11 protein-coding genes are annotated in these 12,195 nt (G+C 49.0%); all 11 read right to left on the bottom strand.

Going from position 1 to position 12,195, the window contains the following annotated elements; translation table 11 throughout:
* Positions 1–102: 102 nt before the first annotated feature.
* Entirely contained in the window at positions 103–384 is a 282-nt protein-coding gene (locus tag Q0418_RS07260) for an acyl carrier protein (protein WP_298483474.1), read from the bottom strand.
* Positions 381–2,180, bottom strand: coding sequence for an HAD family hydrolase (locus Q0418_RS07255; RefSeq protein WP_298483473.1), 1,800 nt, complete (start codon positions 2,178–2,180; stop codon positions 381–383). The genes Q0418_RS07260 and Q0418_RS07255 overlap by 4 nt, the downstream gene beginning before the upstream one ends.
* Positions 2,181–2,194: 14 nt before the next feature.
* Positions 2,195–3,871, bottom strand: a complete 1,677-nt coding sequence (locus Q0418_RS07250; protein ID WP_298483472.1) for a DHHW family protein — start codon at positions 3,869–3,871, stop codon at positions 2,195–2,197.
* A gap of 18 nt (positions 3,872–3,889) precedes the next feature.
* The gene (locus tag Q0418_RS07245) at positions 3,890–5,296 is read right to left on the bottom strand and encodes an MBOAT family protein (RefSeq protein ID WP_298483471.1); all 1,407 of its coding nucleotides are present in this window, start codon (positions 5,294–5,296) and stop codon (positions 3,890–3,892) included.
* A gap of 182 nt (positions 5,297–5,478) precedes the next feature.
* Positions 5,479–6,471, bottom strand: coding sequence for an SPFH domain-containing protein (locus Q0418_RS07240; RefSeq protein ID WP_367276245.1), 993 nt, complete (start codon positions 6,469–6,471; stop codon positions 5,479–5,481).
* Between the two features lie 33 nt (positions 6,472–6,504).
* Entirely contained in the window at positions 6,505–6,972 is a 468-nt protein-coding gene (locus Q0418_RS07235; protein WP_298483470.1) for an NfeD family protein, read from the bottom strand.
* Positions 6,973–7,235: 263 nt separating this feature from the next.
* Positions 7,236–8,048: an HAD family hydrolase gene (locus tag Q0418_RS07230; RefSeq protein WP_298483469.1), complete on the bottom strand. Its 813-nt coding sequence runs from the start codon at positions 8,046–8,048 to the stop codon at positions 7,236–7,238.
* Positions 8,049–8,463: 415 nt separating this feature from the next.
* Positions 8,464–9,777: an MATE family efflux transporter gene (locus Q0418_RS07225; protein WP_298483468.1), complete on the bottom strand. Its 1,314-nt coding sequence runs from the start codon at positions 9,775–9,777 to the stop codon at positions 8,464–8,466.
* Between the two features lie 118 nt (positions 9,778–9,895).
* Entirely contained in the window at positions 9,896–10,297 is a 402-nt protein-coding gene (locus Q0418_RS07220) for a hypothetical protein (protein ID WP_298483467.1), read from the bottom strand.
* 24 nt (positions 10,298–10,321) lie between these two features.
* On the bottom strand, positions 10,322–11,152 hold the full coding sequence (locus tag Q0418_RS07215) for a deoxyribonuclease IV (protein ID WP_298483466.1): 831 nt from the start codon (positions 11,150–11,152) through the stop codon (positions 10,322–10,324).
* A complete protein-coding gene (locus tag Q0418_RS07210) occupies positions 11,152–12,171 on the bottom strand; it encodes a hypothetical protein (protein WP_298483465.1) in 1,020 nt (339 codons plus the stop codon). The genes Q0418_RS07215 and Q0418_RS07210 overlap by 1 nt, the downstream gene beginning before the upstream one ends.
* Between the last annotated feature and the right edge of the window lie 24 nt (positions 12,172–12,195).

Here is a 12,195-nt window from a genome sequence, read left to right as displayed (position 1 = left end):
GTGAATACACAAAGTATTCACTGCGCTTTTTGTTTCATCTGACAAAAAATCTGACTGCGCAATCTGCGCACCAGATTTAATCAGTGCTTCCCTAATACTACTTTATCTGTGGAAAAATCCACGCTTTTTCTTTTTCGGCTCTCCTGTGGCACGTGTAGCCACAATCTCTGCCATTTCACCCACATTCTTCATACTGGATACTTCCTGCATCCGGAACTTCATGCCGAATTCTTTCTCCACTGCTTCGATGAGGTTGATATGCTCCAGACTATCCCAGTCGTCGATGTCATTTGCAGTGGTCTGGTCGGTAATCACCAGAGAATCGTCATCGAATACATCCTGAAAGATCTCGTTCAGTTTTGCCATGATTTCTTCATGTGTCATGATTCTTGATACTCCTTTTCATTGACCCGGATCACGTGATTCCGGTTTTCATATGTGCAGATGTCCATAGTCCAGGTGCTGTCGCCATTTTCAAATTGCTCCGTTTTCGTGAAGCCAAATGTGCCGAACAGTTCCCGCACCATGGCATTTTTCGCCGTCTGATAATAGTAGCCATTGATTCTGCGGATACCACGCTGTCTGCATTGTGCCACAAGCTCGTCCAGCATGGCAAGCTCCATGTCTCGTTTCAGCACCCGGCAGCTCATGAGCCACAGTTCAACATGCAGGGTGTCTCCGGCGATTTCGCCGATCACCACGGAAACAATGCCGTTGTCCCCGAATTTATCCCGAAGCCGTCCGTAGAGACGAATGCGGTTGGGATCTGCGGCAACCTGTTCCATTTCACTTTGGGTATACCGCCGTGTGGTCAGGTTGAATTGATTGCTCTTGTTGGACAGTTGCACGATGCGGGGTAGGGTTACTGGCGTAAAGTCACGGATTTCTGCGTGCATTTCCAGTCCCAGCAGATAATCTGTATAGTTTGCATATGTCTGCTGCATTTGGGCACGCTGGGCGTTGGCACGATACATTTCACTCCGGCTGGCATCTGCCGCTGAAAATGTGGTGGTTTCGAAATAGCCGGAACGATCGAGAACACGGATGCACTCTGCCGGGGAATCGAATTCCGGGACGGCAATGCCCGGAATCTGCCCGGATACAATGTCACGTTCCGCCGGGTTATCATCCACAAAGACGAAACTTTCCGGCAGCAGGTTCAGTTCCTGAGCGGTCTGTACCAAGTTGCGGTCTTTCGGCTCCCAATTCGCCTTGATTGCCACAAAATCTTCTTCGTGCAGAGCGGAATCGGGGTGAGTGAGTCCTAGTCGGGCATTTTCCGGCTCATTTTTGGAGCAGACGGTCAGCAGTACGCCCAATTGCTTCTGCGCCTTGCAGTATTCCTGTACCTCGGCATATGCCTCTGCTTCGGCAGTTTCCTGACCGATGGCAATGCCTTCCTGTCCGTCATCGCCGATCACGCCGCCCCATAAAGTGTTGTCCAGATCCAGCGCAAGCACCTTTTTGTTTTTTCCATAGATAGAACGGATGATTCGTGCCAGGCTATAGGCAAACTCCGGGATCGCCTGTAGGGTCATAGCGTATTTATAGAGATACCAATAGGTGGTATCATGCCATGCATCCAGCCCGTAACATGCGGAAAGATAGTGGATGTCATGTAGATAAAAGTCGTTGTGCTCAGCTGCATATTGGGCAAAGCGGCGATTCAGTTCATTCACAAACCACACCATGCCGTGACAATCCCATGCATCCCGATGTCCCATAAGCCGTGTGGCTGGCAGTTCAAAATTATTTTGAATAATGGGACAGTGATAGGTTGCGGTGAGATGCTCCCACATCTGGGTGAAATGGCTGGTCTGCCGATCCAGGGCATCCTCTATCTCCTGAGTGGAAGCAGACAGAGGTAAGGGTGCTTCTGTGATATTGCGTGAGGTCGTATGAATGAAGATTAGTTCCGGCTGGAATGCTTTCAGTTCCGGTGCATCAAACATGGCATCCTGCCAGTACTGGGCATATTCCGACTGGTAGAACACCGGTGCAATGCCGCTGTCCAGAAGAAACAGTTCCAGCATAGCCACAATGTCATTGGTCGTGGAACCGCCCAGGACGGCAATGCGCTTTTCCATGCGCTGGGTGCCGTCTTCCAGCAAGTCTCTTTTGATTTTTCGCCGTTTTTTCAGCAAAAAGCTGCTGTCAAAGGGATATTGTAATTCTTTCATGAAAAAGCCTTTCATTATTGCGTTCGGATAGTTTCCAGACATTCACTGTTGCCGCCAGTGGCGCTGAAAGTGTTCATGGCGAAAAGCACATCGGTTGCGCCCACCTGCTGCATAAAGGAAACCGCATTCAGGTCGAAATACCGCATGTCAATGACATAGATATCGGTAAAGGATTGGGTCAGATAGGGGACAAGGGCATTGCCATAGCTGTCCTTGACAATGACAAGGGTACGGTTATTGGTGACGTCTGTCTTGACATGGGTGATCTTTTCATCCCCACCCATGAATACCAGATACCAGCTGACCGGTTCCACATTGTCCAGATTGATCATGAGGTTGCCATCCCGTTCGTTGGTGAAATCTGTGTCATAGTATGTTGTGGTGTAGCGGTTCGTGGGAGTGTAATAGGTGAAATCCTCGGGGTTTTCCTGCAAAACAGCACTCTTGGTAAAGGTGTACATACTGCCCAGATAGCCGGAAAGCGTTGTCTCCGTGTAGTCAGACAGGTCAGCGAATGGCACGTCCGCTGTTTCTGCAAAAGCGCTTGCCGCATAGTATGCCCCCAGCGGCAACCAGTGATGATCTGTACGGGCATAGATGTCCTCACCAGTGTGCTGTGCCAGGACGGAATAGGCGTCAACTGGTGTAACATTCTGGAGATACTCGTTGATATGCGCAATGTTATCCGGTTCACTCCCGGTGTATCCGGAATAAGAATCCGGCAGGTAAAAGGATACTGCTGTAGGTGCAACTAGGGAATAGACGTTGACATTTTCACCCAATGCATTTTTGTATGCATTGAGGCAGGCGGCGTAGGATTCTCCCCGGGAAAAGCTGCCGCCATAAACGCTCAGTGCACGCTTGTCCACCAGGACAATGCCATCGCCGATCTCAACAGGGTCTGCTTCGGGGAGCTTTGTGGTAACAGCTGTCGTGGTAGTCAGTTCCGTTGCAACACTTGCCACAGGGACAGTTGTTTCAGCCGGCGTGTTCTTCTCCGGCGTATCCTCCGTTGCAGAAGCGTTGATTTGCTTGACGTTTCCGTAAAAAGTTACCTGATCTTCTCCCTGTAAGCCCTTATAGCTTTCCAGCTGGCTGATAAGCCGCTTGAAGAAACTTCTTCCCGGGACGGTATCCTCATAGTAGGTCATGATATCTGCTGTATAGGAGCCATCTTTCAGGGCTTCCCAGGAGAATTCCGGAAATTCCGCAAGCTTACGGTTTTCCTCGGCGGATTCCGTGGGACGTGCACCTACCATCAGGAAAATGGAGCCGCCGAAAAGAATCGTGCCCAGGGCGAAAATACGCACAACAGCGCCGATCCGGTTGGTAATGAGAATCTGCCGCCGCAGCTTATGGCGTGCCTTTCGTTCCTTGGCAGACTCCTTTGCTTCCGTATCGGAAACAGGTTCTGTTTTTGTTTGATGTTCCATTTCCTCTGCAATGTCAAACTGAGGATAGGATTCGTCATCGGGTTCATCCGAGGGGACAGGTCCGGTGGGCGTCGGTTCCGGTTCTGTTTCCGGGACAGGCTGCGGCTCTGGCTGGATTGCAGGTTGCGGCGGTTTTTCATTCATCGCACGAAAGCGGTTCAGATCATGCTGTACTTCCTGAAATTTTTCTTCCAGAGCGGCGTCCAGATCAAAGCTGTCCTTCCGGGAATCGTTCTGTGGCTTCTGTGTATTCGCCATTTCGATACACTCCTTTCATCAGAATTTGGTATACAGGAACGGCATATTGGTGGCATCTACCATCAAAATGCTGCTGACGATCAGCAGACCTGCTGCCAGAATGGTTCCTGTCACGGAGAATGCCAGGTTGACGCCCGGATTCTTCTTCATCATTTTTTTCGGCAGTTCCAGCAGCGGGAAGCAGCAGAGCAGTGCAGCAATCAGCAGGAATAGGTTACTCCGGACAGATGTGATAAGCACAGCATCTGTCATACCTGTTCCGTTTTGTCCTGCCATTGCCAGAAACAGATCGCCCAGTCGTGTCAGGCTGCCAGTGCAGTAAAAAATACCGAATCCCACAACGATGATTAGTTTGTTGCAAATATGACGGATTACAGCCGGGATCTTTTTCATACCCTTTTTGCCGATGCCCATCTCCATCATGATGAACAGTCCGTAATAAATGCCCCAGATGATGTAGTTCCAGCTTGCACCATGCCACAGACCGGTACAGAACCATACCAGAAGCAGACCGCCGATCTTGCGCCGTTTTCCGAAAATTGGAACATAGAGCAGATAGTCCCGGAAAAATGTACCCAGAGAGATATGCCATCTCTGCCAGAATTCCGTGATATCTTTGCACAGGAATGGATGGCGGAAGTTTTCTTCCAGGTGGAACCCGAAGATTCGGGCGATGCCAATGGCGATATCAGAATAGCCGGAGAAGTCGAAGTACATTTGCAGTGCAAAGAGAATCACGCCGTACCAAATGCCCAGTGTGGTCTGGGTTGTGATATTGTCTCCCAGAAACTGCTCCACAATGCTGGAGAGATTGTCCGCCAGAATGACTTTTTTTCCGACACCAATGGCGATTCTGCCAAAACCGTTGCTGAGATCATCCGCAGAAATGGTGCGGTGATGCAGGTCATTCTGCATGGTCTCATAACGGGCGATAGGTCCGGAAACAGTAATAGGGAAGAAGGAAGTATAGAGCAGAAATGTGAAAAAATTACGCTCTGCTTTTACCTTGCCCCAGGCGCAGTCAATGAGATAGGAAACAATGCGGAAGGTGAAGAAACTGATGCCCAAGGGCAGCGGCAAATCCGGCACAGGAATGGACAGAGAGAACCATTGGTTCAGGTTTTCGATGACAAAGCCGGTGTATTTGAATCCCACTAGTACACCCAGATTGAGCACCAGTCCCAGTGCCAGAAACAGCTTTCCCTGGGTACGATCCTGGAAATGATCAATGGCACGTCCCAGGATGAAATTGACCAGTGCACTGAGTAAGATCAGCCATAAAAAGGATGGCTCACCCCAGGCGTAAAACAGCAGGGAAAAGACAATGAGAACTGCATTGCGATAGGTTGTTTTCTTGGTAGCAAAATAGCAGAGAAAACAGATGGGAAAAAATAGATAAAGAAAGAATAATCTGGAAAATATCATGATGACACTACCTTTTCAATGACATGTTTAGACTCTGATTATCATTATACAACAAATTATGACCGGATTGCAAGTGAATCGGAATGAAGAATGATGATTCTGCAAAAATCGTTTCTTTCCACAAAAAAAGACGGCACAAAGCCGCCTTTTTTAGATAAATTGAAATTAGGTTTTTGGGGCAATTATTGCTTGGGAGCAGCAGTTGCATCGCCCTCAATATCCTTTGTGGAAATAACTTCCTTCAGACCAGCTGCCAATCCTGCCAGCCCCTGGATCTCGCTGGGGATAATAATCTTGGTTGCTTTTCCGTCTGCTGCCTTTTCGAAAGCTTCCAGAGATTTCAGCTTCAGCACAGCCTCATTGGGATTTGCTTCGTTCAGCTTCACAAGGCTGTCTGCCAGTGCTTTCTGTACCACTTCGATTGCCTGGGCTTCACCCACAGCAATACGCATTTTCTGTTCCTTGATTGCCTCGCCTCGCAGAATCACGGCTTCCTTGTCAGCCTCAGCCTTGAGGATTGCAGTCTGCTTGTCAGCTTCTGCACGGAGGATCTTGGCTTCCTTTTCACCCTGTGCCACAGTGACCTGATATTCTCTTTCACCCTGTGCACGGAGGATCTTTTCACGTTTTTCACGCTCTGCCTTCATCTGCTTTTCCATGGCGTCACGAATCTCATTGGGTGGCAGAATATTTTTTAGTTCCACACGAATCACCTTGATGCCCCAGCGATCTGTTGCCAGATCCAGAGTTTCCGTGATACGGGTGTTAATGAGATCACGGGATGTCAGTGTGGCATCCAGTTCCAGTTCACCGATGATATTACGCAGTGTTGTTGCGGTCAAATTTTCGATAGCAGCAATGGGGTGCTCTACACCGTATGCAAACTGTACAGCATTTGTGATCTGGAAGAACACAACAGTGTCGATCTGCATGGTAACGTTATCCTTTGTGATAACTGCCTGGGGCTTGAAGTCCACCACTTGTTCCTTGATGGAAACACGTTTTGCTACACGGTCGAGGAACGGAACCAGGAAATGGATGCCGGTTCCCCATGCCTTATAAAATGCGCCGAGACGTTCTACAACGTAGACATTTGCCTGGGGCACAATGCGAATTCTGGTAACGAGCACCAGAAGAATGAAGATAACCAAAATCAAGATAATGATGTAGGGCATAATACTTCTCCTTTTTCAAACAATTCTGTCAGGTCATGTGCGGTTGGTTACGGCTGCGGCAGGTTCGGTCAGCTGGCTGACAAACAGCTTTGTTCCTTCCACAGCTTCGATGCGGACGCTGGTATCTTCCGGAATCACTGCACCATTCTGGGATACTGCGGTCCAGTCTACGCCATCCAGGCGGACACGCCCGGTACCTTTGATGGGATCGATAGGCTGGATCACCACAGCAATGCGCCCGATCTCCTGGGTGTTGGTGTCCTTGATGCCAAAGGTAAAGACCTTTTTCACGATGGGACGTGTACACACCAGGAGCAGTACAGAGACGGCAACAAAGAGCACGCACTGTACCACAGGAGATGCGCCGAAGCACACTGCCACAAATGCGGCAAGGGCACCAGCGGCAAACCAGATACTGATAAGCTGCTGGCTGATGATCTCCGTCACCACCGTCAGGACAAACAATCCGCCCCAGATTAGAAACGGCATATAAGCTTCCATTTGAGAAACTCCTTTCGTATGTCCAGGTTGCTGAATGTACGGCAATCCTGTACAGAAAATGTACGGGATCGTCAAACATATTATACCATACTTCTGTCGTTTTGTAAATAGTTTTTTGCAAAATATACTTGGATTGTACTGGGTGAAACAGTACTATGACTGCAAAATTGTGGTCAATTTATACAGGCAAGGATAACTGCTCGTTTGAAACGTCTCTGCGGGCGGCTACTAGCCGCCCCTACATATTTTCTACAGCACAAAAGTTAAATATCGTCCAGGTGTATCCCCAGAGTTTCACAGATCACACGTACCACGCCGTTTTCTGTGTTGGATGGTGCCAGGTGTTTCGCATGTGCATGCACCCGTTCCGGTGCATTCTCCATGGCATAGCTGTAATCTGCGCATTCCAGCATGGAGATGTCGTTGTCATAATCCCCGAAAGTCATGGTTTCCGCTGCTGTGATGCCAAATCGCTCCTGCAATGCGGTAACAGCAGCCCCTTTCGTAATCCCCTTGCACATAATGTCCATCCAGCAGTCACCGGAAATGAGCAGTTCATAGTCATCTCCGAATGCATTCTGCATGGCTGGGTATGTCTCATGCTCTGGTCCGTTCATATTGCAAAGTGCAATTTTCAGAATCGGTTCATCCACGGTATAAAGCGTTTCATAGGCAACTTTTTTGAACTGGAGATAAAACCTTTTGATCTCTTCTTGCATAGCATCATTTGCATCAGCAGGATAATAGATATTGTGAAAGCCGCAGAGTACCGGAACCGTTCCGGACAGTTCCTGACATAAATCCAGCACACGGTGTACCGTTGCCTTGGGCAGACTGTGGAGCAACGGTGCTTCGTGAGGATACATGACGCAGGCACCATTATCGCAGATGAAAATGATCTCCTCTGCCAGTTCGCCGAACAGCGAAGTCAGTGCCATGTGCGACCGTCCGCTTGCAACAGCGAAAGTGATATCCCGATGATATAATTCTTCCAGCAATGCCGGCAGCTGCGGCGGCAGTTCTTTTTTCGGATTCAAAAGCGTGCCGTCCATGTCGGTAGCAATGAGCTGTATCATACAATTCCCCCTTTGTTCTATGCAATTATAGCATATGCACAGGAAAAGTCAAGGAATGCTCTGTGAATTTTCCACCCACCCTTTGTTGCAAAGGCATGCTTTGCATTTTCGATAATTCATAACATTAGCGGATGACTGTGCACAGTTGTACGCCACGTTTTAATTTACACAGGGCAACACCGCACAAAGATTGTGCGTCAGATGCGTCGTCAGATTTTTCGTCAGATGAAACAAAAAGCGCAGTGAATACTTTGTGTATTCACGAGCATTTTTGTGAAATATGACGGAAAATATGCAAGCATATGACGTGCAAAGCCGTCAGGCGCTCTTTGTGCGGTGTTGCCACAGTTATTTATAAAATATTCGTCAAATTTCACTGAAAAAATCATCGCAAGTGACAGGATATTTCTGGAAATCATAATGTCGCATGCCGTTGCCGCAGCAGGAAAAATGTGGTCAGTCCAAGTGTAACCGCTTCACCGCAGGGGAACGCCAGCCAGACGCCGGTCATGCCGAAGCACCAGGACAGCAGCAGTACCAGGGGCAGAATGGCAAGGCATCCTCTGGTCATGGAGATCCAGAAGCCATCTGTGGGACGTTCTGATGCGCTGAGATATGCAGCGAAAATGATATTGATGCCGCCGAAGAAAAAGCCCGGAAAATACAGGCGCAGACCATCCCGTGCATAGGGTATCAGGGCAGCATTACCCTCCGTGTTGAACAGGGCAATCAGGGGATCAGACCATAGAAATACAGCTGCATACAGCAAAGCAGCGACAATACATGCCAGAATCAGTGCGTCCCGGCGATATTGCCTTAATGTATGCTGTTCACCAGAACCGTGGGCACGACTGACCAGGGGCTGTAATCCCTGGGCAATGCCATTGTATATGGCAGTCTCTACCAGTGCAGTGTTGGCAACGATGCCGTATGCGGCAACACCAGTATTGCCCGAAATACGCAGAATGACCAGATTGAACACGGCCAGGACAATGCCGGAGGAAATTTCTGTGAGCCATGCGGAAATGCCAAGCTGGATGGAACGGAGTATCTCTCTCGGCAGGATGGAACAGCGGACAAAGCGCAAGGTGCGGTTTTTACGCAAAAAGTGCAGAGAAAGGACACAAAGTCCTACGACAGGGGAGAAACCTGTGGCAACTGCCGCACCCACCATGCCCATTCGCAGAGGGAATATGAACACATAGTCCAGGATGATATTGGCAAAACTGCCGGCGAGCATGGATATCATGGCTAGCTGAGGGTTGCTGTCGTTCCGCACAAATGCCAGCAGGATCTGATTTGCCAGAAATGCCGGTGCGTATAGCATCAGGATACGTAGATAGGGAATTGTCAGGGGCAAAGTTTCTCCATTTGCACCCAACAGCCGGGAAATGGCTGGTGCACCAAAGATACCCATTGCGGCAAACGCCAGGCTCAGGACAAGTCCGGTGCCCAGAATATTGGGAAAAACGGCGCTGGCATCTGCAGCGCACTTCCGGGAGCGCAGGATGGTGGCTCGTGTTGCACCGCCTACGCCCAGCAGCAGACCGGCAGCAGTCAGAGCTGTATATGCAGGAATGGCGAAATTCAGCGCCGCAAGACCATTGCTGCCCATTGCCCTGGCGACAAAATAGGTATCTGCCAGAATGTAGCAGGACAATCCGATCATCCCCAGAACGTTACAGGAAATATAGCGGCAGAAGGTGCGGAAGGTCTGGCTTCGTTTCATGATATCTTCTCCTTTCGTAAAAAAAGCCCGGATGTATCTCTTCTCAGACCTAACGAGATACATTCGGGCAGCCATGCCCTTACCCGGTGGCAAAGGCATGTGGAATATTTACATGTTTTTACTTTTCATCGTCCAATAACTGAATCCGCACAGTTTCAAAAATCTGTGCAGGGTAAGATTCTCCGATATTGCCGGTATGTGTGATGGATACAGTATCGCCCACTTCCAGTTCCTCCAGAGAAATCGGCTCATACCGCCATTCCAGAATGGTCTCCCCATCAATTGCCACATAGAATTCACCTCTGCTGTTGACATCATTGACATCCAGTCCCTTTACCAGCAGAGATTGTCCATTGTTTTCCTCGATCTCGGCATAAAAAGTCTGGTAAAGTGCGGCGTCGTTAGTACTAGCCGAAGAATTACCTACCTGATTTACAGTATTTCTGCCGATAAAAAATCCGCCGACACCGAAAACAGCAGCGATCACAAGTGACACAAGTACATAGACCAGTTTTTTCATAATGAGATGCCTCCTGACCGCAGCTTATTTTACCGCATCCCGCATCATGGCAATTTCCGCCGCATAGCCATCATCCTCGTTGGGTGTTTCCAGAATGAAAGGCAGATCTTTCAGCGCCGGGTGATTGACCACACGGATGAGGGCTTCCAGCCCAATGCAGCCCTGTCCCAGCTTCTGATGGCGGTCTTTGCGGGCACCGCAGGGGTTCATGCTGTCATTGAGGTGCACTGCGCACAGCCGATTCAGACCAATGATCCGGTCAAATTCCGTCAGTACGCCGTCCAGATCGTCCACAATGTTGTAACCGCCGTCCCAGATATGGCAGGTGTCCAGACAGACACCCATTTTTTCTTGCAACGTCACACGATCGAGGATTGCCCGGAGTTCCTCAAATTTACCACCGACTTCGCTGCCTTTTCCAGCCATGGTTTCCAGCAGCACTGTGGTGTGTTGTTCCGGGGTGAGGGTTTCATTGAGTGCAGCGGCGATTTGTTCAATACCAGTCTCCACACCCTGTCCTGTGTGACTTCCGGGGTGGAAGTTGTAATACTGATTGGGCGTATACTCCATGCGTACCATATCATCCTTGAGCATATTCAGCCCGAACTGCCGAATATCCGGCTTTGCGGAGCAGAGATTCATGGTATACGGTGCATGTGCCACAAGGTGGTCAATGTCATGCTCCTGGATATAGGCAAGAAATGCCTGAATATCTGATTCGTCAATGGGCTTTGCCGATCCGCCCCGCGGATTCCGGGTAAAGAAAGCAAAGGTATTGGCGTTCAATTTTGTGGCATGTTTTGCCATAGCAAGATAACCCTTGGATGAGGGCAGGTGGTTTCCGATTCGCAGCATTACGATTCCTCCGTTTCTGTAGCAGCAGTCGCTGTGGATTCCGAGGTTTGTTCGGGGACAATATCCTCCTGCTCGGTAGTGTTGTCCAAATCCTCCATGATCCGTTCCAGCACTTTTGCTGCAATATCATAAGTTTTCTGCATTTCTTCTTTGCTGTCTGATGTTTTGACAGGGGTACGCAGACCGATGGACAGGTCACGATCTACATTGCCAGGGTAGCCGATTTTCGTGGCAAAATCCGTGTGGCGTAGGTAATAGCCGTTTCCACGGATATTTTCATGATCGGGATAGATATCCTCCAGATTTTCCAATGTTTCTTCTGCCAAAATAAATTTATTTGCTTTTGCATCTGTCAACACCATGACAGATTCACCCATCTGGAATTCTGCGGAGAGCTTTGTTGCATTTCCCGTGTAATAGTCCATATCGTTGATATTGTCGCTGACAGGAATGGGGTAGATGTCCACATGGATTTTGCCGTCGCCGTTTTCATCGTTTGTGAACTGTTCGAAGTATTCCTCCAGTGTATTGGTGTGATTCTGGATATAGGTATCATCGGTGAGAACCATAACGATCATATCCGGGCGTTCTTTCGTCACAAAATCTACAATAAGGAAAACGAAAACACCCACAATGAAAACGGTAATGCCCAGCCACCATTTGCTGTGGTAGAAAAAGTTAGAGATCTTTTTCCAGAAAGACAGCTTCGGCTTTTCCTCTTTTTCCTCCCGAATGGTCTCGCTTTCTTCAATGATGCCCTGTTTCAGGCGCATGAGTTCAATGCGATCCTGTTGGATTTTCTTGGCGTATTCCTCTTTCTCTTTCTTTTCCCGTTCGGCAAGGATCGCCTGACGGCGTTCCTCCGCTTCGGCTTCTTTCTGGGCTTCTTTTTCATCGATCTCACGCATGGTTTCGATGAGTGTCTTGCCTTTTTTCTTCTTTTTCTTTCCGGGTTCCTCCGATTGTGGTTCTGCCGGGGACTCTTCCGGCTGCATAGTGTGCTTTTCTTCTTCCTGCATAGGGTGACCTCGCTTTTTGGGTTA

This window comes from uncultured Ruminococcus sp. (genome assembly GCF_937915125.1).
In the GTDB taxonomy this organism is placed as follows: domain Bacteria; phylum Bacillota; class Clostridia; order Oscillospirales; family Ruminococcaceae; genus Ruminococcus_C.
Note: the sequence above shows the minus strand (reverse complement) of the source record. Positions and strands in the feature narration are given on the sequence as shown.

What these genes read in the sequence shown, in the direction of transcription:
- Q0418_RS07215 (WP_298483466.1), bottom strand. Translation starts at nt 11,152, where the DNA reads ATGCTGCGAATCGGAAACCACCTGCCCTCATCCAAGGGTTATCTTGCT.
- Q0418_RS07250 (WP_298483472.1), bottom strand. Translation starts at nt 3,871, where the DNA reads ATGGCGAATACACAGAAGCCACAGAACGATTCCCGGAAGGACAGCTTT.
- Q0418_RS07220 (WP_298483467.1), bottom strand. Translation starts at nt 10,297, where the DNA reads ATGAAAAAACTGGTCTATGTACTTGTGTCACTTGTGATCGCTGCTGTT.
- Q0418_RS07210 (WP_298483465.1), bottom strand. Translation starts at nt 12,171, where the DNA reads ATGCAGGAAGAAGAAAAGCACACTATGCAGCCGGAAGAGTCCCCGGCA.
- Q0418_RS07240 (WP_367276245.1), bottom strand. Translation starts at nt 6,471, where the DNA reads ATGCCCTACATCATTATCTTGATTTTGGTTATCTTCATTCTTCTGGTG.
- Q0418_RS07230 (WP_298483469.1), bottom strand. Translation starts at nt 8,048, where the DNA reads ATGATACAGCTCATTGCTACCGACATGGACGGCACGCTTTTGAATCCG.
- Q0418_RS07245 (WP_298483471.1), bottom strand. Translation starts at nt 5,296, where the DNA reads ATGATATTTTCCAGATTATTCTTTCTTTATCTATTTTTTCCCATCTGT.
- Q0418_RS07235 (WP_298483470.1), bottom strand. Translation starts at nt 6,972, where the DNA reads ATGGAAGCTTATATGCCGTTTCTAATCTGGGGCGGATTGTTTGTCCTG.
- Q0418_RS07225 (WP_298483468.1), bottom strand. Translation starts at nt 9,777, where the DNA reads ATGAAACGAAGCCAGACCTTCCGCACCTTCTGCCGCTATATTTCCTGT.
- Q0418_RS07255 (WP_298483473.1), bottom strand. Translation starts at nt 2,180, where the DNA reads ATGAAAGAATTACAATATCCCTTTGACAGCAGCTTTTTGCTGAAAAAA.
- Q0418_RS07260 (WP_298483474.1), bottom strand. Translation starts at nt 384, where the DNA reads ATGACACATGAAGAAATCATGGCAAAACTGAACGAGATCTTTCAGGAT.